Source organism: Robertmurraya dakarensis (assembly GCF_900156875.1).
GTDB classification, from domain to species: domain Bacteria; phylum Bacillota; class Bacilli; order Bacillales; family Cytobacillaceae; genus Robertmurraya; species Robertmurraya dakarensis.
This window is the reverse complement of record NZ_LT707409.1, coordinates 268008-290673: the sequence shown is the minus strand read 5'-3', so window position 1 is coordinate 290673 and position 22666 is coordinate 268008. Positions and strand designations below refer to the sequence as shown.

Sequence of the window (22666 nt, the reverse complement as noted above, 5' to 3'; positions counted from 1 at the left end):
GGTGTAGATGTTGAGGAAGAATGATTTACCGCTCGTTTATTCATGTTCTGGATGTTCGTCGGCTGCACAAACAGCCAATATGATTGCCATCAAAATGGATCGCGAAAAAATTGCTGAAATGTCCTGTATTGCTGGTGTCGGCGGAGATGTAAAGCCTCTTGTAAGAACGGCCAAATCTGGCCGCCCGATTATTGCCATCGATGGCTGTGTTCTTGCCTGTACGAAAAGCTGCTTAGCCCGGCATGATGTGACACCCGAACATCATTTTGTTCTCTCTGACTTTGATGTACCAAAGATACAAGGAGAAGATCCTAAGCCGGAACATTATACAAATTCCTACAATAAAATACTAGAATTAACGGGCCATCAATCCTAATTGTTTAAAAGACTTGAACAGGCAGCCTCGATACACGAGGCTCCTGCTTTTTAGTAATGCTCTACAATTTACTTATTTTTTGAAAAAGGTTTCTACACTCGTGAAAATCCACTGAATAGCAAGACCATGCAAAGCAATCCCAATAATCGACGTGAATGATAATAACCAAATTGTTACAGTATGTTCAATAACAAATAGTTCATGTCCAAAGAACATCATATGACCGAACACATAATAAAAGGATTGCCATAATGAGCCTGCGCTTTCTTCCAGGAAGTAAATTAAAGCAGCTTCTAATGAAAGCAATCCGAATAAAGTTAGAAAGATGAGTACCTTTGATTGATAGCTTAATTTCTCGATGAAAGGCTGGATGTAGTATTTGGTGATCGTCTTAATCCGAAATAAATAAATGACTCGAACGATGCGAGCTACCTGGAAAAATTGATCAAACGGAATAATGGCAATCACTAATAAAGGGTTCTTTTTAAGAAACTCCCATTTATTTTCGGAATGAAAAAGACGTACAAAGAAATCAATAACAAACACGAACCATACTACGAGATTAATAGTGGAATAATACGGATCGTCATTCCAGAGGGAAATAATCGTGAATAATACGAGGATCAGCATCAATCCTTCGTACACACGCTGAAATATCTTCAACGAATCCCCCCCATTCTACACACAATTATTTAACTAATAATAATATATTACCAAATTTCAAAACACCTTGACAAACTAGTCTAAGAACATCAGCTATAAATGTGTTGGTAAAATAAGAGACTCTAATTTAGAAAATTCTAGCAACAATTAAATAAACAATGCTCAGTGAATATGTACCACTGAGCATTAATTATCCAAAAATCCATGATTCAAATATAAACTTTCTTCATGTTTCGCTTGAGAATTTTTCCGGATGCACTTCTCGGAAAGTCTTTCACAATTTTTAAGCTATTTATTTTATGATAGCGCGCGGACACCCGTTCGTTAACCCAAGCTAATAGTTCCTTTTCTGTAATTGTGGCTCCATCCTTAATAATTACATGTGAAATTGGAGTCTCACCCCATTTTTCATGTGGGACACCAAATACAGCACATTCTGAAACATCTGGATGACTACTTATCACTTCTTCTATATCTCGAGGATAAATATTCACTCCTCCTGAGATAATCATATCTTTCTTACGATCAATAATATATAAGAATCCTTCTTCATCACAATATCCAAGATCACCTGTTTTAACCCAATTTTTGTCCACTATTGTGTTTTTGGTTGTTTCATCATTATTATAATATCCAGCCATTACTGTAGGCCCACGACCCACTATTTCGCCAACTGCCCCTACAGGCAAAACTTCCCCATTTTCATCCACAATTTTATTTTCACTAAAGACCATAGGAGGGCCTACAGATCCAGCTTTTTTTAGTACATACTCTGGTCGAAGTGATGTTGAAAATCCTTCTGTCAGTCCATATAATTCAAATAAACGGCCAGGAAGTTTTTCACAAACTTCTTTTTTACGACTGAGTGGGAGTGGTGCACCTAGTGTTAATAATACTTTTAAGTTTGATAGTTTTTCCTCCGCAAAATTTGGTGAATCTAGTATAGAGATGATTTGAGTAGGTACAAGCGTGGTATGTGTAATACCTTCTTTTTCCAGCAATTTTAATGCTTTTTCACTATTAAATTTTGTCATTAATACATATGTAGCCCCTGCGCAAATTGCAGGAAACATAAAAGCAAGAGATCCATTAAACACTAAACTTCCCGCTCCAAGAACTTTACTATCATATGACACGCTATGCTCAACACATCGAAGAAAAGCGTACATAATTCTTGTTCTATGAGTATGCACTATCCCCTTTGGTAGACCTGTTGTCCCTGAAGAATACATGATGTTGTAATCGTCATCTTCAAAGACCTCAACATCAGGTTCTGTTTTTGCTGCTTGCTCTCTCTCAATTCTATAATTAATTGTACCAGCCATAGCCTTATTCCCAACGTACATAAAGGTTGAAATTGATACCAAATCATCCTTAATAGCAATGACTTCATCCCAATAGCTCTCTCCAGCTATTAGTAATTTAGGTTGACAATTATTAATGATAAAGGAATTGTCTTTCCCTTTTACCATAGGATTTAATGGAACTATAACTGCTCCTATTTTTGCTGTAGCCCAAAAAAGCTCAAGCATTTCAATTGAGTTTGATAGAAGCATTGCAACCCTGTCGCCTTTATTAACCCCAAACTTTGTAAGGACATCTGCAGTTTGATTTACTCGATCATTAAAATCTTTATAGGTCAATCTTGTATCCCCTACAATAATGGCAAGCTTGTCGGGATAGTGCCGCGCATTCCTCTTTAACATAAAACCTACATTCATAAAATCTATCTTTATTTTTTCCATGGTTCCCTCCTATACACGACAACTAATATAAATTTTTAATACCTAAAAAATAGAACTCATAAATGAAGCTTTAGTGTGAGGGGTTGCAAAAAAGTATTTGATTTATATCCATTAAAAGACTGATAGGTTGTAACCCTGGTATTTCTATAAATCATGTTGTATTGATTATAAGTTCGGTCTTAAGCCCATTAAAGGATTCGTTTTTTCTAATGCTCCCGCCACTCTCAATATGGTCGATTCTTTAAATGGTGCGCCCATTATTTGCATTCCAACAGGAAGCCCATTGCTAAGTCCACATGGAATACTAATTGCCGGATACCCAAGAAAGTTACCGGGCCGAGTTAATCGGCTCACATTTTCTGAAAACTTCTCCTCTCTGCCGTTAATGATAACGTGACCTGAATCAATCCTAGAAGATACGAAAGGTAAAGTCGGACTGATTAATACATCAATCTTTTCAAATACTTTCTTAAACTCTAATTGAAATTGAGTACGTAATTCCTGTGCCTCTAAATAATCTACAGCTGATGGAATTTCCCCTAACTCAAGTACCATCCTAACGTCTTCCCCAAAATCTTGTGGTCTTAATCGTAAATTTTGATGATGCACAGCACTAGCTTCTGTCAACATTGTAATTGATTGAGCATATAGTAATTTATTCATCGAAGGGATTGAGATAATCTCTACTTTAGCCCCCATTTCTTCCAGACTAGAAATAGCTTTTCTAACAAGACGATTCACCTCAGAATCAATATTCTTAAAGAAGTAGTCTTCTTCAATACCGATTACGATATTCTTGACCCCTGCGGATACATGCTCTGTATATGTTTCTACTGGTGTATTAATTGATGTACTGTCATTTATGTCATATCCAGCAATATACTCTAATAAAATGGCAGCATCCTCTACCGTTTTAGTCATAGGCCCGATATGGTCCAATGTCCAGCAAAGCGGAAAACATCCATGTTTACTTACTCGGCCATAGGTAGGTTTCAATCCAACAATTCCACATAGCGCCGCAGGTATACGAATTGACCCGCCTGTATCGGTTCCTAAGGAGGCAATCGTCATATCACCTGCTACAGCAGCCCCTGAACCGCCACTTGATCCACCCGGAACATTGTCTACATTCCACGGATTTCGACAGGCACCGTAATGAGGGTTATTGGTAGTAGCCCCCCAGGCGTACTCATGTAAATTAAGTTTACCTGTAAAAATGGCGCCTGCCTCTTTGAGTTTTGAAATGACAGTCCCATCAAAGCTCGGTACGAATTCCCCATGAATTTTTGATCCTATAGTAACGATCTCATCTTTGAAATAAAAAATATCTTTTAGTGCCATTGGAATTCCATGTAAAGTTCCTCGATAATTACCATGTGAAATTTCTTCTTCTGCTTTTTTAGCCGCTAATCTAGCCTCGTCTGCCGATATTTTAATGTAAGCATTTATTTTCTCATTATAAGAGTCTATTTGTTTAAGGGTATCCTCGGTAATTTCTACTGGCGATATCTGTTTTGTTTTTATCAGATCCGATATTTCTCTAATCGTTTTTTTTGCCAATTTTGTCATGATCATACTCCTCACAAAAATAACCAATTTTTAAAAGTGGACATTTGACATAAAGAATCTTGTTCTGCTTAAAACGGTGTATCAATGGGCCATCTTACTTCTATTTTTATGATACTGTTAATCCTCTCAATGAATAAGTATTTTCAAATGCTTTTGCTACTCTTAATATGATACTTTCCTTAAAGGGAGCACCGATAATTTGCATTCCTATTGGTAACCCCTCACTTAAGCCACATGGGATACTTATTGCCGGTAAGCCAGTTAAGTTAGCCGGTCTTGTTAAGCGCATGATGTCCGATAAATTCACCTCTTCCCCATTTAACAGAGCTTTGCTAGACCCGATAGCAGGAGGAATGAATGGTAAAGTTGGACTGATTAATACATCTATTTTGTTAAATAGTTCTTTAAAATCTGAGCTTATCTTATAACGGATTTGTTGCGCCCTTAAATACTCAACTGCTGAGACTAATTGTCCAAATTCCGCTGACACTCTAACATCCTCTCCAAACTGCTCAGAGCATATTTGGAGATTTTGACGATGTACACTGCCAGCTTCTGCTGCAACCGTTATCATTTGTGCATATTCTAATTCTAATAATGAGGGAACAGAAACTCTTTCTATCCTTGCCCCCATTCTTTCTAATGAATGAATCGCGCTTTTTGTCAGTTTCTCAACTTCAGAGTCTACATCTTTAAAAAAATAATCCTCTTCTATTCCAATAACGATATCTTTAACTCCATCGGACAAATCGCTTGAATACTTCTCCGTTGGCGTATCAATTGTTGTAGTATCTTTTTTATCAAAACCAGCAATCAACTCAAGGAGAATGCTAGCGTCGTGGACAGTTTTTGTCATCGGACCAATATGATCAAGTGATGATGCCAAAGGGAAACAACCGTACTTACTAACTCGTCCGTATGTCGGTTTAAGTCCGATAATACCGCAAGCTGAAGCAGGAATACGTACCGACCCTCCAGTATCTGTCCCTAAAGATGCGGTCGTCATATTTGCAGCAACTGCTGCTCCTGATCCACCACTGGATCCCCCTGGTATCCTTTCGAAATTCCAAGGGTTTCGACAAGCCCCGTAATGAGGATTATTCGTTGTTGTTCCCCATGCGTACTCATGTAAATTAAGTTTCCCCGTGAAGATGACTCCTGCCTTTTTCAATTTTGAAACGACAGTTGCATCGAAATCTGGTACAAAATCCTTACTGATTTTTGAACCAACAGTTACGATTTCATCTTTAAAATAGAAAATATCTTTTAAAGCCATCGGAATACCGTGTAATGACCCTCGATAATTTCCCTTTACAATTTCGTCTTCTGCTTTCTTGGCAGCTTGCCTTGCCTCGTCTGAGGTAATTTTAATGTACGCATTTATATTTCCGTTATTTACCTCTGCTTGAGTTAAAACAGCTTCTGTTAATTCTACAGGTGATACTTCTTTTCCTTTAATAAGAGGGGCTAAATCTGTAATTGATTTTGATGCTAATTCACTATTCATTTGAAGTTCCTCTTTCTACCATATAACGTAAAGCTATATTAGCAGGATTTGGACTGTCGTCTTTTACCTCTCCTCTTAAAGAAAGTATATACTGCCACCGTTCTGACAAAGTATCATAATCCTTTTTAGGAATATTTAAGCCTCTAAATGTCAAAATTGAACGAATTTCCTCCTTCATTAAAATCACCTTTCTTTCTTTGAAATAATATGGAATTACGTTATGTTCAATTTATACTTTTAAAGATTAATAGCTTTAGTTTTTCAGTAGATCTGGTAAAAATGTGACTATTTCTGGGAAAGCGATTAGAATTGCGACCACGACAAATTCTGCTGCAATAAAAGGCACAACACCTTTGAATATTTCACCAAGTGGAACCTTTGGAGCTACTCCTTTTACAATAAAACAGTTGAGTCCAACAGGTGGGGTAACCAATCCGATCTCTGCCATTTTTACAACAATAATCCCGAACCATATTGCATGAAAACCTAGAGCATCAACAATTGGGAAAAAAATTGGCAGAGTTAACATCATCATACTGACTGCATCCATAAACATTCCCAAAATTAAATATATTAATAGCATAACGATTAAAATGTAAATTGGTGCAACAGGCAAATTCGTTACTGTATCTTTTAAGAATGATGCTAATCCTGATAGAGCTAAGAAGCGAATAAACATCGATATCCCGATCATGATCGCAAATATCATTGCACTAGTTTTGATAGTTTCGATTAAAGAGATTTTAATCTCTTTAAGTTTGATTTTTCTTAAAATTAATCCTAGTACTAGTGCACCAAACGCACCAACACCAGCTGCTTCTGTAGGGGTAAAGATCCCTAAATAAATTCCTCCGATTACTAATATCACTAGTAAAATCATTCCATATGTCTTCCGAAGCGATAAAATACGTTCCTTCCAAGGCATTTTTGGGGCAATCGGTGCTAAATTAGGGTTGATACGTACTCGAATATAGATCATCAAAATATAAATAATAACTGTTAAAATACCTGGTATAATTCCGGCAATTAACATCGCCGCTATTGACTTCTCCGTAATAATACCGTAAATGATCATGATAGTACTAGGCGGAATTAATGCTGCTAAACAACCACCCATTGCGATTACTCCCGTGGACAATTTATTATCTACACCGGATTGATCCATTTGTGGTATTGAAACTTTACCAAGTACACTAGTAGCCGCACTACTCGAACCAGAAACAGCTGCAAAACCTGCACTAGCTAATACTGTCGCAATAGGTAGACCTCCACGGATATGTTGAAACCAAGTCTTTGCAACGTCAAAGAGATCATCTGTTACACCCGAATAATAAGCGAAATAACCCATTAGAACGAACAAAGGAATCGAACTGTAGGCATACGTTCCCACTACTGAAACCGGGACGGTTCCAAGCATGGATGTGCCTGGTGCCCACCCTTGAAGTAACACGAGTCCTAATAAACCAACAATTGCAACTGCGTATGCAATTCTCATGGAGAGAAGTATTAAGATAACTAACAAAACCATTCCCATTAAACCTATCTGAAAATCTGTCAAATTGTTCACCTCCATTAATAGTTAACATCCTTACTCACAAGAAGCGCTTATATTAGATTAAATACGTAATTTACATTTTCTTATTACTTTGCTCATAAATACTTTGATCGTAAGTCTCCACTGTGGGGTCTTTCGTTATACTTTCTTTACTTTCGTATATCAACCGTAAACAAAGTACTATGGAACCGATAGAAACAAATAGAGGAAGAGGCCACATAGGGATTCCTAAATACATACTTTCTCCACCTTGTTGATAGGTCGTAATCGTTCTTGTGAAAGAATAATAGGCAATCAACAGGTTTATTATTAATGATAAAATTAGAACAAGGAAATTTGATATTCTGTTAGCAGTGCCTCGTAATACTTTATTTACAAAAAGATCCATGCCAACGTGCCCTTTCTCACGTTGGGTGTAAGCCATACCAAGATATATAGATAAGACCATAAACATTTCTGTTATCTCTATTTGGCCTGCTATTGGTTTATTAAAAAAATAACGACCTGTTACATCTGCTGTTACTAGTAGCATCATCATAAATAAAAAAACACAACCTAGCAAAATTAGCTGATCCTCTATAAAAGTCAAAAATTTTTCAAACCCAGATTTATATTGTTTCGGAGAATTACTCAAAATAATCAACTCCCTTCAATTATTATCAATGAACAACCAGTATACTCTTTATAGCACATGGGCCCACAAATGTGTGCCCGTGTGCTATATGTATTTTCAATGTTGAATACGGTTTAGAATCCTGCTATTTCATTGCGTTTTTCTAACATATAATCAAGAATATCTTGAGTAGGTCCTCTGTCTGCATATTTGTCAACCCATTCCTGCCAAATTTCCTCAGAAGCATCTAATAGCTTTTGGCGTTCACTCTCTGGAAGCTCTGTATGCTCTAAGTTTTCCTTGAACATTGGTAAATTCTTTTCATCAGCTTCATAATAAGGTGCTGAGGAGATTTTATGCCAATCGTTCATATATTCATTATGAATCTCTTTAATATCATCTGGTAATGCATCCCATGCTGCCTTATTTGCAATATAGAAGCTGGCTGGCGTACCCGCAGCTATGCCTGTAGTGGTATATTTTGATACTTCATGGAAACCATAAGCTACATGACCATAGGTATAGGGAAAGATGACTCCATCAATTGTTCCACGATCCAATGAACTGTATAAATCTGGTGCTGGCATTGGGTTAGGAACAGCTCCAAATTTTTCAAAAACGCGTCCTTGAGACGCATCCATACCAGCAATCCGTACCCCTTCAAAATCTTCAACTTTTTCTATTTTTACTTTTCCTGTGTAATTGTATTGTGATGGTACACTGTGTAACAACGGAACCGCATTATGTTGTTCTAGTTCTTCTAGTAAAGCAGGATGCTCCCAAGCTGCTTTTTGAAAAAGGCTCAAATGTTCATGGTCTAATGGTGATAAAAATGGTAAACCAATTACTTCATTTAACGGCAGAACACCGGGTGTATACATTGGTGCCACTGCTGCTGCTTCAAAAAGTCCATCTTCTATTCCTTGTAGATTATCTGTTGCACTTGAAATCGCTTCTCCATAGTGTATGGTAATTTTCCAGCGTCCCTCGGTTCTTTTATTCATTTCTTCTGCCCAATCTTCAACAGTAGTAGTCCATTCACGAGGTCCACCCCATAATGATAAATCCCATTCTATTACATCTGCTTTTGATGAATTACTACCTTCAGAAGATCCATTTGATGTTCCTGCGCCTTGTGAACAACCAGCCACGCTCGCAAAAATCAGTAAAAACACAAAACTAAATATTTTCTTCATACAGCACACCCCTTTAATTTCTAAATAAAATATATAAAATTATTTTAAAAAATAATTTTAACCAATGATTATAGACTTACGGATTACTTTATAGGAAGACGGAATCTTCAGAAATTAATTGTTAATTTTATGTCTTTCTTTTAATTTATTTTTATCTATCTTCCCATTAGCATTCTTCGGAAGAGTTTGATGAAAGTAGATATTTTTAGGGATCTTATAGCTAGCTAAATATTTTTTACAATGATTTATAATCTCCTCTTCACTTGTAACTTTATTGGAAACAAGATGTGCAACCACCTTTTCTCCCCATTTATGATCAGGTTCTCCGATCACAGCCACTTCATGTATCCCTTCAATCTTATAGATGATGTCTTCGACTTCTCTAGCATACACATTGTAGCCACCAGAAATAACCATGTCTTTTTTTCGGCCTACAATAAAAACATACCCTTTCTCATCTCTGTAACCCAAATCACCAGTATAAAGCCACCCTTTTTTAATTGTTTCAGAGGTAGCAAGAGTGTTATTCCAATAGCCACTCATTATATGTTCTCCGCTAATAACCACTTCACCTATTTCGTTTACATTAACGGGATTATCTTGATTATCAAAAATATCTACACGGACATTTGTTACTTCTCTTCCTGCAGATTCTAAGATCTTACCGCTATTTGCGCTACGTTCATGGTCAATCTTTGATAGAACTAATACTGGATTTGGTGCTTCAGTTAAAGCATAAACCTGCACCAAAATAGGCCCGAATACATCCAATGCCCTTTTTAACATTTCTTTAGGTATTGGTGAAGCTGCATATAATACTGTTTCTAATGAACTAAAATCATACTTCGTTCTGTCTTCATAGTCTAATAACATACCAATCATAGTAGGAACTAAGAAAGTTGTTGTTACTTTATACTTTTCAACAACCTGAAAAAATAATTCGGGTGAAAACTTTCTACATAAGACATTAGTTGCCCCTTTAACAAAATGCGGCAAAACCTTGGAACCGCTCCCATGAGATAGTGAAGCCATATGCAACATCCGGTCGCCTGACTTTATATGTAATTCATCAGCTAGTACATTATTAATGGTTATTAATCTAGACTTATAACTTATTATCGCTCCCTTAGGCTTGCCCGTTGTTCCAGATGTATATAATATTTGATAAATATCCTCATTCGAGGTTTCAACTAAAAAGCTTTCTCCGGACTCATTTTTTAATATTTCTTTTAAAGAATATACTATTGATTCATTTTCATTAGTTTTATTAGAAATTAAAAAGGGTAGACTTTCCTTTTTCTCCCTTTGGATATCACTAATAATTGAAGTAAACTGATGGTCGAAAATGACACAACGGGCACCAGAATCTCTTATAATATACTCGACTTCTGCTTTGGCTAAAAAAGGATTAATTGGTACCCTTACTAATCCGCTTTTAGCTAGAGCAAAATCTGATACAATAAACTCGATACTGTTAAAACACATAATGGCAATTCTGTCGCCTTTTTCCAAACCCAATTTACTCAACCTTCGTGCTAACGCATTGGAATACTCGTTAACCGTTCTAAACGAATACTCCACCCCATTTCCATGGTCTATTACAGCGATGTCGTCTTTGTAATAGCTGGAACTTCTCTCGATCAAATACCCTATCTGATTCACTGTATTCCACCCCTATAAAATTAAATCATATGAATTATCAATAATGTTATCTGGCAATTAGTCCTTTACTGGCGATACCCTATTGCTTTTGATATTTCTTTACCCGTCTCTATTAAAACGGGGAGAAAGTTTGATTCAAAGTGATTTTTATCGAATCTAAAATAAGGAGTTGATATATTACATGCTATTTCGACATTTCCCATATGATCAAAAATTGGAACAGCAACCGTCACTACATCTTCAAACAGCTCTCTATCACTGATTGCGTAACCTTTTTCCCTTATTATTTTTAACTCTTCCGTTAGCTGTCCTTTATCCGAAATTGTTCTACTAGTAAAAGGCACAAATTGAACCTCATTTAATATATCCATTATTTTACTTTCTGATTGGAATGCTAATATCACTTTTCCTGTAGAAGAGCAATAAATTGGAACTCTTGAACCTATTCGAACACTCAAGCGAAGAATTTTTGCACTTTCAAGCCTTTCCAAATACATCACTTCATTGCGATCGAGAATTGCTAAGTTAACATTCTCATTTGTATACAATCTCAGTTTCTCTAAAAAGGGGAATGCTTTTTTTCTTATGTCGATTTGTTCTAAAACGATCATACCCAATTCAAGCAGTTTCAATCCTAATGAATAAACCTTTGTTCGTTTATCTTGCTGAATGTAACCGTATTTTTCCAACTCAGAGAGAAAACGATAGATAGTACCTTTAGGCAAACAGGACAATTCTTGTATTTCCTTAACAGTTAAGCCTTGATCCGTATGTTTAAAAAGTTCAATAATCATAAAAGCACGGTCTAGCGATTGAATCGACATAATTTTCAACACCCTTTTTTCACAATATGGACCTTTTTCCGTATGATAAGAAAATTATAATATTATCTAATCAGATAAGTCAATGTATTTTTCAGAATTTTTTATTTTTTCAAAAATAATAAATTATTTTTAATATTTTGTTATATTTAAAAATCTTATCTTATATTCAGATATTTGATAGGAGAAATAACCATGAAGATCTGACTTCGAGGTTCCAAGCCTTTAGGTAGAAGAAGGCTAGCCCAAAAGAGTTAATATAGGATTGCGAATTCATTAGGTATTCACTTTCCATTAGTGATAAAGCAAGCCTTTGTTCATATAAAAAAACCCCTAATTCTCAAAGAGAATAAGAGGTCTGTTCTTCATGCCTTACAGTTGATGTTCAACTTGCACTCGTTTTATAAAGAACGAAATGATTAGCCCTACAAAAGATGCGACGATCGCAAATACGAACGCATCTTGAATTCCTGCCGTGAAGGCAAGCACTTGATTTAGAGGGTTTTGTTTATCTTCTACTGTACTCATAAAGTTGTTTGCACCAGATGACAAGATTGAAATGGCAACCGCTGTGCCAATTGCTCCTGCTACTTGCTGTAAGGTATTCATAATCGCTGTGCCATGTGGATATAGTTCTGGTGGTAATTGATTTAATCCATTTGTCTGTGCTGGCATCATAATCATCGATATTCCCACCATTGTCACAATATGAAGTCCGATAATAAATGGCGCTGTTGTTTCCATTGTAATAGTGGAAAAGCCGAACATAGCCGCTGTCACGACGACGATTCCAGAAATTACTAACCACTTTGGTCCAAAACGGTCAAATAATCCGCCCATTACCGGTGAAAGTAATCCGTTAATGATCCCTCCAGGCAATAGCAGCAGTCCTGCAGCAAATGTGCTGAGTGCCAATGAAGTTTGTAGATAAAGTGGTAACAAGATCATGGAAGATAAGATGATCATCATACAAACTACGACCATTAATAACCCCATTGTAAACATCGGATATTTGAAAGCGCGCAAGTCCAAAATTGGCTGCTTCATCTTTAATTGGCGAATCGTAAATAACAGCAATCCAACACCACCTGCCACCATTGCAGCAATAACCGTTGGGCTTCCCCAGCCGCCGCCTTCACCTGCATTACTAAATCCAAATACGACTCCACCAAATCCGATTGTTGATAGTATGATCGACAAAATATCAATTTTCGGCTTTGTTGGCGTTGTGACATTCCCCATGAAAATAATTCCATAAATAAGCGCTCCAATTAGTAAAGGAAGTGAGATCCAGAAAATCCAATGCCATGATAAACTTTTCAGAATTAATCCAGAGATCGTTGGTCCTACTGCAGGAGCAAACATGATGACAAGACCAATAACCCCCATCACACGTCCTCTTTTATAAGGAGGGATAATCATAAGAATGGTATTAAACATAAGCGGGAGGAGTAACGCCGTTCCAATCGCCTGAACCACTCTCGCAATCATGAGAACACTAAAAGTTGGCGCAATCGCCGCAATAAAAGTTCCTATGATGGAAGCAATTAATGATGCAATAAATAGTTGTCTCGTCGTAAACCATTGCAGTATCAAACCTGAAACTGGAACTAGTATCCCTAATGTCAGCAAATATCCAGTGGTTAACCATTGAGCTGTCGTTTCATGTATACCGAAGCTTGTAATTAAATTATTTAATGCCATATTCAAGGCTGTTTCACTAAACAAACCTATAAACCCGGCTACTACAAATGAAATGATGATGGGAGCAGTCTTTAACTCACTTCCTGATCCATCTTGTTCCTTCACCTGTGCGTTCATATCCATGTGTTTTCCCCCTGCTTAATCTAACTAATCAAAAAATGCTCAAGGCAATATTTAGTAAATGCACAAATTCGTTTACTTATACCTCCATCATTTCAATTGCACTTAACAAAAACTCTCCTGTTAGTAAACTTATAAAGCATAATAACGGTGATTATCAAAAAATTACCTTTTGCATATGTAATACTCTTATTTTTCAAATCCATTGTCAAGCAATTTACACTCGCCATGTTATGATAAAAATTGAGGTTTTTATTCTCAAAGGACATTGGTCTTTTTTTCAAAAGAAAGCTGCTTTAAATCACAAAGGGACAGTTTCTATTGCCCGGTTTTATCGCAATAGAACCATCCCTCTTTTCATTCGTTCTTATTGAATACCCTTTGGTTGCAGCATGCATTTTGTCATAAAGGCTTCAAACCCCTCGGTAGTGATACCGAGGGTCAGTGCGACCATCATGGAATTACTATTCCCAGTCTAAATTTTCCTCGACTATTTCTACCATTTTCTTCGTGCGGTCACTCATTTCCGCAAACTTTGCCCAGTATGTTTCTTTGGAAATCTCTACGAATTCTTGATAATCTTCGTCAGACATTTCTATAACCTCGACACCTTGTTCTTTTCCGTATTCAATTCCTCTCTCTGTAAATGCTTTTGAGGCGGGTACTCCCATTTGTTCTATTTCTAATGATACTTCCTGAATAATGTCTTGTAAGTCTTTAGGAAGTTTTTCCCAAGTTTTAAGGCTAACCGCGACGATCCCTATAGAAGGATTATTCACTCCTGGTACGGAAATATAATCTACTACTTCTGAAAGTTTCATCGTCTCTAGGGAATAATAAGGGAACATGACCACATCAATCGTTCCGCGAAGCAAACCTTCGTAATAATCAGCAAAAGGAATACTTGCTAGTCCTGACCCGGTTGCCTTATAAAATTCATTTGCTAGACCTAAAGAGTTCACTACCTTTCCTTTTAAATCTTCAGGCTTTGCAATTGGTGCATTAGAGAGATAACCAGCTCCGGCACTAAAATAGTAGTGTAATGTTTTCACACCATATTCCTCTAAAGCTTGGTCATACAGTTCACCGAATTCCGTTTCGCGAAGCAAGTGCAGTACATGCTCCTCAGATTTCCATGCATATGGCATCGAAGACCAGTTTCCTTCAGGGATTTTATCGGCCCATGCAATCGGCGGAGAAAACTGCAAATCAATCGTTCCGCGTGCTAATGCATCTAAGGATTCCGCTTGACCGGCCAACTGGTTATTATAGAAGATCTCAATCTCCACCCGGCCGTTTGTTCTTTCTTCTACCATATCAGCAAAAACCTCTTGTGCAATATAAGTAGGAGACCCTTCAACAGAAGGAGGAACTTGTGAGTTAAATCTGAGTTTATATGTTTCTTCTTCACCAGCCCCTTCTCCATCTCCACCAGAATTTGCCTTTTCTCCCCCTCCGCTGCATGCCGCAAGCATCAGCACAGCCAGCAGCATAAAGAATGTTAAAGCTGGTAATTTCTTAAAATAGTTCATACGATATTTCATCTTTTTCCCCCCTATTTCCCATTCGTATTGTCAAAACTTTTATAAGAAATAGGCTATTAAATACCTTGATAGAGGGCTTTATAAGCAAAAAAATTGCCACCCCCTGAATTCTAAGGATAATTGAGGTTACCACACACCCAACAACCTAGAATGGAAGTGACAATTTGTACCCTCAAATTATAACCTATTTATTAACTTTTATAAACTATCAAGAACAAATGATTCGAACATTACTTACCTTATTAATTGGTAAAAGTATGTTTGATAAGCCAACAGAACAGCCGGTGAATAAACCCTATCGTAAACTTCAGGTAGATGATCTACCGATCATAGAACTACTAGAAAATCTCGATTATCAACTTCTCCTTACTGAATACTTAGAGAAAAACGGGAAACCCCTTAAACCTGTTCAAAGGCGTAAGAATGCAAAAATTTCAGTCCCTAAATCTATGAACTGTCCAAAGTGTGGTGCTCCATCAGATTACCTTTATGCCAATAATGGAGATAAAGGACAGTATCTATGCAAAGTCTGTTCCTGTCTTTTCAATGATAAAAGCCGTTATTCCAAAGAGGCCATTTTGAAGTGCCCTCATTGTTCGAAGACTCTAGAAAAAATCAAGGAACGTAAAGACTTTGATGTGTACAAATGTAAAAACAATGATTGTTCTTACTATCAAAAGAAAATAAACGCAATGTCTTCAAAAGAGAAGAAAAGGTTTAGAAAGGACCCTCAGGCATTTAAACTGAGATACATTTTTCGTCAGTTTCATATTGAATTTCAACCTTTATCCAAAGATTCACCAGAGTTGCCGAGAGTGGATTTATCTAGGATTTATGCATCCCCACATACCTTAGGACTTATATTGACCTATCATGTAAACTATGGCCTTTCGGCCCGTAAAACAGCCGCGATTATGCAGGATGTTCACGGAGTTATGATTTCTCATCAGACGATATTGAACTACGAAAATAGTGTTGCGCTCTTGCTTAAGCCTTACGTCGATCACTATCCGTATGATCTTTCAGATCAATTTTGTGGTGATGAAACTTATATTCGAGTGAATGGACGCTGGCATTATTTGTTTTTCTTTTTTGACGCAGTGAAAAAGATCATCCTATCTTACCCGGTGTCTGCCAATCGAGATACAGCGTCAGCCATTCGTGCGATAGATGAAGTGTTAGTAAAGATGAAAGAGATTCCAAAAGACCTTACTTTTGTAGTGGATGGAAACCCAATCTATCTTTTAGCACAACACTTTTTCGCTCAGCATGATATTTCTTTTGATGTGAAGCAAGTGATTGGGCTTACAAATGAAGACCCAGTCTCAACGGAATACAGACCTTTAAAACAGATTATAGAGAGGCTCAATCGAACATTTAAAGGCAACTATCGCTCGACTCATGGATTTGGTTCGGAAAAAGGATCTGTATCCTTTGTCACTTTGTTTGTGGCCTATTTTAATTTTCTACGGCCTCATGCATCCTTAGAAGGAAAAGTGCCTGTGGTAAACCCTCAATTACAAGGGCTTCCCACCATGCCAGCACGTTGGACAAAGCTTATAGAGTTAGCCCAACAATGGATTATCGAGCAACAGGTAGCCTAACTTTTTGTTTAGCAGAGCCCTTAAGCTATTCAGCAATCGGCGGAGCGAACTCTTGACAAACCGAACTTGCCAATGGTTTAAAATGGAAACAACCAAGGGCTTATTTGGTATGCCTTCTTTTTGTCCTCTTCGCCCTTGATAGCCTTTTGTTAAACCATTGGCGTGTTTGTCAAGAGCGATTGCGTGGCCTTACCACATAAAAACTGGAAGGAATCAAAGGGTTAGTGTTAAGTTTTCATAGAACTTTTTACACTACCTTCCCATTCGTATTGTCAAAACTTTTATAAGAAATAGGCTATTAAATACCTTGATAGAGGGCTTTATAAGCAAAAAAATTGCCACCCCCTGAATTCTAAGGATAATTGAGGTTACCACACACCCAACAACCTAGAATGGAAGTGACAATTTGTACCCTCAAATTATAACCTATTTATTAACTTTTATAAACTATCAAGAACAAATGATTCGAACATTACTTACCTTATTAATTGGTAAAAGTATGTTTGATAAGCCAACAGAACAGCCGGTGAATAAACCCTATCGTAAACTTCAGGTAGATGATCTACCGATCATAGAACTACTAGAAAATCTCGATTATCAACTTCTCCTTACTGAATACTTAGAGAAAAACGGGAAACCCCTTAAACCTGTTCAAAGGCGTAAGAATGCAAAAATTTCAGTCCCTAAATCTATGAACTGTCCAAAGTGTGGTGCTCCATCAGATTACCTTTATGCCAATAATGGAGATAAAGGACAGTATCTATGCAAAGTCTGTTCCTGTCTTTTCAATGATAAAAGCCGTTATTCCAAAGAGGCCATTTTGAAGTGCCCTCATTGTTCGAAGACTCTAGAAAAAATCAAGGAACGTAAAGACTTTGATGTGTACAAATGTAAAAACAATGATTGTTCTTACTATCAAAAGAAAATAAACGCAATGTCTTCAAAAGAGAAGAAAAGGTTTAGAAAGGACCCTCAGGCATTTAAACTGAGATACATTTTTCGTCAGTTTCATATTGAATTTCAACCTTTATCCAAAGATTCACCAGAGTTGCCGAGAGTGGATTTATCTAGGATTTATGCATCCCCACATACCTTAGGACTTATATTGACCTATCATGTAAACTATGGCCTTTCGGCCCGTAAAACAGCCGCGATTATGCAGGATGTTCACGGAGTTATGATTTCTCATCAGACGATATTGAACTACGAAAATAGTGTTGCGCTCTTGCTTAAGCCTTACGTCGATCACTATCCGTATGATCTTTCAGATCAATTTTGTGGTGATGAAACTTATATTCGAGTGAATGGACGCTGGCATTATTTGTTTTTCTTTTTTGACGCAGTGAAAAAGATCATCCTATCTTACCCGGTGTCTGCCAATCGAGATACAGCGTCAGCCATTCGTGCGATAGATGAAGTGTTAGTAAAGATGAAAGAGATTCCAAAAGACCTTACTTTTGTAGTGGATGGAAACCCAATCTATCTTTTAGCACAACACTTTTTCGCTCAGCATGATATTTCTTTTGATGTGAAGCAAGTGATTGGGCTTACAAATGAAGACCCAGTCTCAACGGAATACAGACCTTTAAAACAGATTATAGAGAGGCTCAATCGAACATTTAAAGGCAACTATCGCTCGACTCATGGATTTGGTTCGGAAAAAGGATCTGTATCCTTTGTCACTTTGTTTGTGGCCTATTTTAATTTTCTACGGCCTCATGCATCCTTAGAAGGAAAAGTGCCTGTGGTAAACCCTCAATTACAAGGGCTTCCCACCATGCCAGCACGTTGGACAAAGCTTATAGAGTTAGCCCAACAATGGATTATCGAGCAACAGGTAGCCTAACTTTTTGTTTAGCAGAGCCCTTAAGCTATTCAGCAATCGGCGGAGCGAACTCTTGACAAACCGAACTTGCCAATGGTTTAAAATGGAAACAACCAAGGGCTTATTTGGTATGCCTTCTTTTTGTCCTCTTCGCCCTTGATAGCCTTTTGTTAAACCATTGGCGTGTTTGTCAAGAGCGATTGCGTGGCCTTACCACATAAAAACTGGAAGGAATCAAAGGGTTAGTGTTAAGTTTTCATAGAACTTTTTACACTACCTTCCCATTTTGATTGCAAAAAAAATTGTTCATATGCATGCTGCAACAAAAAGTTATTCATTTTTCACACGTAATTCTTACTTACTAAAAGGCCCTTGCGCTATAATCCACCTAACAGTTGTTTTCAAGGAAAATTTCTTCAACCTCTGTAGAATCACCTCTTGAACTGCTCGAACCATCCTTTCCTAAGTCTATAAAAATCTCTTCATTTATATCTGTATAATAATTTTGATTATTTCAAATATACAGATAATTATAAAAATTATAATATACTTTTTTACTAAAGGAAACCCCTAATATCAAAAAACAAAGCATCCTGCAGCGGACTCCTCTTGTCTCTATTAAAATAAAAAAAGACCAAATCACTAACGATCTGGTCTCCTAAAATCCTTACATAAACTTATTTAACATATGTCATCAGCGTTTCCGGATCAAAACCAAGGACCCAGTGGCCATTGACTTTCGTCTGCGGAACGCCCATCTGCCCTGTTTCTTCTACTAACTTTTGAGCCGCTTCCTGGTCTGACTGAACATTTACTTCTTTGTAGGTTAATCCTTGACCCTCAAGGAATTGTTTCATCATGTCGCAATAAGGTCATGTATTGGTTGTATAGACGGTGATATCATTCATTTTTTTCCTTCCTCCTTTCCTTATTAAATCTGTGTCTGTTGCACGAAACTCCTTATATCAAAAAGAAATTTACCGGACACAACCTTGGTTTTCCCTAAAGACTCGAATAAAATGTAATTTACTTCTCATCTCAATCAGCATCACTTGCTTTTACTCTTGATAATCTAAATTTTCCTCGATTACTTCTATCATTCTTTTACTACGCTCATTAATATCTGCAAAGCCTGCCCAGTATGTTTCCTTGGCGATTTCCACAAATTCCTGATAAACCTCATCTGTCGTTTCCACTACCTCTAGCCCTTGTTCCTTAGCGTACTCGATCCCTCTGTCAGTAAACGCTCTTGATGCCGGAATCATTTTCTCTTCAATTTCTAATGAAGCTTCCATAATGCTATCCTGAAGATCACTTGGGAGTTTATCCCATGTCAATTGACTTATCACGATCACCCCAAAAGAAGGAGACTGCCCGCCCGGTATCGTGATATAATCGACTACCTCCGCTAGTTTCATCGATTCTAAAGAATAGTAAGGAAAGGCAATCGCATCAATTGTTCCGCGAAGCAGCGCCTCATAATAATCACTAAATGGAATATTTGCCGTTCCAGCTCCCATCGCTTTATAATAATCTCCCAAAAGCGAACCTACAGAAGCGATGACCATTCCATTGGCATCCTCGGGCTTTGTTATTGGTTTCTTGGAAAGAAAGCCTGTTGAAGCACTAAAATAATAGTGTAACGGCTTGACACCATAATCCCCCAATGCTTCCGAGTACAATTCTCCTACTTCCGTATTTCGGAGTAAATGCCTAAGATGTTCTTCTGATTTCCATGCATACGGCATCGCTGACCAGTTTCCTTCCGGGATCCTATCAGCCCAAGCAACCGGCGTTGTCACCTGTATATCAAACGTACCACGTGCAAGTGCATCTAAGGATTCTGATTGGCCAGCCAATTGGTTACTATAGAAGATCTCGATTTCTACTCGGCCATTGGTCTTTTCTTTCACCAGCTCCGCAAACTCTTCTTGAGCAATATAAGTCGGAGATCCTTCTATAGGCGGGGTATAAGTTGAGTTCATTCTCAATTTAAAAGTTTGTTCTTTATCATTTCCTTCATTATTGCCTCCAGTACTCGCTTTTTCTCCTCCACCGCTGCATGCGGCAAGCATAAGTAAAGCCAACATAGTAGCAAAAAATGCTAATTTTTTGAAAAATGATTGTTTCATCTTCATCCTTTTCCCCCTCGTATAGTACTAGTAAGAGCTCTTTCTAGAAGAATTTCCAGTTGATCCGGATCCTCTAAAATTCACTCTAGATTCCTATAGGTTATCAAGGTTAGCCTTTCGGCTTCCCCATCTTAAATATTTTAGTTTTACCCTTGTTTCACCCACCTGATGGGGAAGCCGAGGTAAAGTTCAAACTATCAATAATAGATTAATGTGTTGTTCTTATTTCGCAGGGGGATAGTTTCCCTACTGCTTCTTTGAAATGCCTTTAACTGAATATCGAGAAATGGCGGAGAATGGAGGAAGCTCCAGCGTTTTACTCCGTCATTTTTTTATAGCGTTCATAGACCTGCTCATGGGACAATGGAACCGACAGGATCGTATCAGGATATTGCTTCTCCCCCTTGCGGACACTTTGGTGTACTGCTTCATAAGCCTGCTACCCATGGTTCATTATTGAAGGTCTAACCACTGGTTGCGCCGCCGTAAAAGAAGTGAGTGTAGCGCTCATGATGGACTTCTTTTCTTTGAGTGCTGATGACGAGGAAGACATCGATGATTCCCGTGGGCACCCAGGTCTGAACGTTCTTGATTAACTTACATACTGGAGGTGATTGGTATGTCACAAATGCTTGTTGGTGTAGATGTAAGCTTGAAGTCCCATCATGTCCATTTCATGAAGGAGGACGGGTCCACACTCGCCGACTTTTCTGTTTCTAATGATCAAACCGGGGCCGAAACCCTGATCAAACGAATGCTAGAAACTGCGGAAAAAAGTCAGGCCAACCAATTGAAGATTGGGATGGAAGCCACTGATCTTTACAGTTGGCACCTTGCCCATTATCTACAAGACCAAATGAAAGGCTATGAACCTAAGTTTCAAGCCTCTATCTACGTACTAAATGCGAGAAAAGTCGCTCGTTTCAAAAAAGGGTATGATTCTCTTGTAAAAAACGATCGCATAGATGCCTGGGTCATCGCTGACCACTTGCGCTTTGGCCGACTGCCAGCCCAAATGAAAGATGCCATACAATATGAAGCTCTTCAGCGCTTAACGCGAACAAGGTTTCATTTTATGCGGGAGATTGCCCGAAATAAAACGTATTTCCTTAACCAGCTCTTTTTAAAGTTCAGTGGACTGAGACAGGATAATCCATTTTCAGATAAATTCGGAGCTACGAGTATGGCTGTCATGGAGGAACTAGAGCCCGAAACGATCGCTGAAATGAGCCTCGAGGAACTCGTCGAGTTCCTGCAAGATAAAGGAAAAAACCGATTTGAAAAGCCAGAGGAAATCGCAAAATACCTTCAAAAGTTGGCTAGATCATCTTACCGGCTGAATAAGGCTATGCAGGACCCCGTAAATATTTCGATGTCTGTTACTTTAAGTACCATTCAACATATCGAGTCACAGGTAAAGCGTCTGGATAAAGAAATTGCCAAGTTAATGAAAGGCATACCGCAAACCCTAACGTCTGTAAAAGGAATTGGAGACGTTTATGCGGCAGGGTTGATAGCTGAAATTAGCGATATAAAGCGATTTAAAGATCATCATGCCTTAGCGAAATATGCAGGTTTGGTATGGAACCAGAACCAATCAGGCGAATTCGAATCCCAGGAAACGGCTAGAATGAGGACAGGTAATAAATACCTGCGTTACTACCTTATTCAAGCTGCCGATAAGATCCGAAAGTACGACTCTGAATATAAAGCTTTTTACACAAAGAAGTACGATGAAGTTCCAAAACATAAACACAAACGCGCTCTCGTCTTAACCGCAAGAAAACTGGTACGATTGGTGTTTTCGCTACTACGCACCAATCAGTTGTACACACCACCCGAAAGGAGAGATTAAAACTTCTCATTCACACCCTTTCAAACACCCAGCTTCACACTTGAAAGTATTGGTAAAAAATTGAAAATAGTGTGAGGTTTATTAGGTATACTCTTTTTTAAACACTTTTCAATGAAAGACAATATTAATTTCCAATTCATTGAATTTTAGTGCTTGACATATTACCACTGGGCTT

Annotated in this window: 18 protein-coding genes; 4 read left to right on the top strand and 14 right to left on the bottom strand. The window is 37.8% G+C overall.

All coding sequences use genetic code 11. The features are described from left to right. Positions 1-10 precede the first annotated feature (10 nt). The gene (locus CZ487_RS10630) at positions 11-376 is read left to right on the top strand and encodes a putative zinc-binding protein (RefSeq protein WP_077215271.1); all 366 of its coding nucleotides are present in this window, start codon (positions 11-13) and stop codon (positions 374-376) included. Between the two features lie 72 nt (positions 377-448). Here CZ487_RS10630 and CZ487_RS10625 read toward each other — a convergent pair whose 3' ends face one another. The 12 genes from CZ487_RS10625 to CZ487_RS10570 all read right to left on the bottom strand — a co-directional run bounded on the left by CZ487_RS10625 (position 449) and on the right by CZ487_RS10570 (position 15075). Continuing rightward, positions 449-1039 carry a transporter gene (locus CZ487_RS10625; protein WP_237562853.1) on the bottom strand — a complete coding sequence of 197 codons (591 nt, stop codon included), beginning with the start codon at positions 1037-1039 and terminating at the stop codon, positions 449-451. A 209-nt stretch (positions 1040-1248) separates the two neighbouring features. After that, positions 1249-2784, bottom strand: coding sequence for a class I adenylate-forming enzyme family protein (locus CZ487_RS10620; RefSeq protein ID WP_084783211.1), 1536 nt, complete (start codon positions 2782-2784; stop codon positions 1249-1251). Between the two features lie 165 nt (positions 2785-2949). Next, positions 2950-4356, bottom strand: coding sequence for an amidase (locus CZ487_RS10615; protein WP_139339628.1), 1407 nt, complete (start codon positions 4354-4356; stop codon positions 2950-2952). Positions 4357-4459: 103 nt separating this feature from the next. After that, the gene (locus CZ487_RS10610; RefSeq protein WP_077212152.1) at positions 4460-5860 is read right to left on the bottom strand and encodes an amidase; all 1401 of its coding nucleotides are present in this window, start codon (positions 5858-5860) and stop codon (positions 4460-4462) included. Continuing rightward, positions 5853-6038 (bottom strand): hypothetical protein, encoded by a 186-nt coding sequence (locus CZ487_RS10605; RefSeq protein ID WP_077212151.1) that lies wholly within the window; start codon positions 6036-6038, stop codon positions 5853-5855. Before CZ487_RS10605 ends, CZ487_RS10610 begins: the two co-directional genes overlap by 8 nt. A gap of 75 nt (positions 6039-6113) precedes the next feature. Then, entirely contained in the window at positions 6114-7418 is a 1305-nt protein-coding gene (locus CZ487_RS10600) for a TRAP transporter large permease (RefSeq protein ID WP_161949622.1), read from the bottom strand. A 70-nt stretch (positions 7419-7488) separates the two neighbouring features. Then, entirely contained in the window at positions 7489-8049 is a 561-nt protein-coding gene (locus tag CZ487_RS10595) for a TRAP transporter small permease (protein WP_077212149.1), read from the bottom strand. A 113-nt stretch (positions 8050-8162) separates the two neighbouring features. Continuing rightward, positions 8163-9224, bottom strand: coding sequence for a TRAP transporter substrate-binding protein DctP (dctP, locus tag CZ487_RS10590; protein ID WP_077212148.1), 1062 nt, complete (start codon positions 9222-9224; stop codon positions 8163-8165). A 114-nt stretch (positions 9225-9338) separates the two neighbouring features. Continuing rightward, on the bottom strand, positions 9339-10886 hold the full coding sequence (locus CZ487_RS10585; protein ID WP_084783210.1) for a class I adenylate-forming enzyme family protein: 1548 nt from the start codon (positions 10884-10886) through the stop codon (positions 9339-9341). 65 nt (positions 10887-10951) lie between these two features. Beyond that, on the bottom strand, positions 10952-11722 hold the full coding sequence (locus CZ487_RS10580; RefSeq protein WP_139339556.1) for an IclR family transcriptional regulator: 771 nt from the start codon (positions 11720-11722) through the stop codon (positions 10952-10954). Positions 11723-12079: 357 nt separating this feature from the next. Further along, positions 12080-13528: a DHA2 family efflux MFS transporter permease subunit gene (locus tag CZ487_RS10575; protein ID WP_237562952.1), complete on the bottom strand. Its 1449-nt coding sequence runs from the start codon at positions 13526-13528 to the stop codon at positions 12080-12082. Positions 13529-13995: 467 nt separating this feature from the next. Continuing rightward, a complete protein-coding gene (locus CZ487_RS10570; protein WP_077212145.1) occupies positions 13996-15075 on the bottom strand; it encodes a TRAP transporter substrate-binding protein in 1080 nt (359 codons plus the stop codon). Positions 15076-15239: 164 nt separating this feature from the next. Between CZ487_RS10570 and CZ487_RS10565 the strand changes: the two genes are divergently transcribed. Continuing rightward, on the top strand, positions 15240-16679 hold the full coding sequence (locus CZ487_RS10565; RefSeq protein ID WP_077211710.1) for a DDE-type integrase/transposase/recombinase: 1440 nt from the start codon (positions 15240-15242) through the stop codon (positions 16677-16679). 406 nt (positions 16680-17085) lie between these two features. Next, positions 17086-18525 carry a DDE-type integrase/transposase/recombinase gene (locus CZ487_RS10560; protein WP_077211710.1) on the top strand — a complete coding sequence of 480 codons (1440 nt, stop codon included), beginning with the start codon at positions 17086-17088 and terminating at the stop codon, positions 18523-18525. Positions 18526-19181: 656 nt separating this feature from the next. Here the strand turns inward: CZ487_RS10560 and CZ487_RS10555 are convergent. Together CZ487_RS10555 and CZ487_RS10550 are read right to left on the bottom strand one after the other, a co-directional pair. Continuing rightward, positions 19182-19412 (bottom strand): glutaredoxin family protein, encoded by a 231-nt coding sequence (locus CZ487_RS10555; RefSeq protein WP_084783209.1) that lies wholly within the window; start codon positions 19410-19412, stop codon positions 19182-19184. 150 nt (positions 19413-19562) lie between these two features. Next, the gene (locus CZ487_RS10550; protein WP_077212144.1) at positions 19563-20642 is read right to left on the bottom strand and encodes a TRAP transporter substrate-binding protein; all 1080 of its coding nucleotides are present in this window, start codon (positions 20640-20642) and stop codon (positions 19563-19565) included. A gap of 613 nt (positions 20643-21255) precedes the next feature. Between CZ487_RS10550 and CZ487_RS10545 the strand changes: the two genes are divergently transcribed. Further along, complete coding sequence (locus CZ487_RS10545) at positions 21256-22491, top strand: IS110 family RNA-guided transposase (protein WP_077210804.1); 1236 nt, start codon at positions 21256-21258, stop codon at positions 22489-22491. Positions 22492-22666 lie beyond the last annotated feature (175 nt).

Coding starts and splice junctions, on each gene's coding strand:
- CZ487_RS10550 (WP_077212144.1), bottom strand. CDS start 20,642: ATGAAGATGAAACAATCATTTTTCAAAAAATTAGCATTTTTTGCTACT.
- CZ487_RS10570 (WP_077212145.1), bottom strand. CDS start 15,075: ATGAAATATCGTATGAACTATTTTAAGAAATTACCAGCTTTAACATTC.
- dctP (WP_077212148.1), bottom strand. CDS start 9,224: ATGAAGAAAATATTTAGTTTTGTGTTTTTACTGATTTTTGCGAGCGTG.
- CZ487_RS10605 (WP_077212151.1), bottom strand. CDS start 6,038: ATGAAGGAGGAAATTCGTTCAATTTTGACATTTAGAGGCTTAAATATT.
- CZ487_RS10575 (WP_237562952.1), bottom strand. CDS start 13,528: ATGAACGCACAGGTGAAGGAACAAGATGGATCAGGAAGTGAGTTAAAG.
- CZ487_RS10545 (WP_077210804.1), top strand. CDS start 21,256: ATGTCACAAATGCTTGTTGGTGTAGATGTAAGCTTGAAGTCCCATCAT.
- CZ487_RS10620 (WP_084783211.1), bottom strand. CDS start 2,784: ATGGAAAAAATAAAGATAGATTTTATGAATGTAGGTTTTATGTTAAAG.
- CZ487_RS10610 (WP_077212152.1), bottom strand. CDS start 5,860: ATGAATAGTGAATTAGCATCAAAATCAATTACAGATTTAGCCCCTCTT.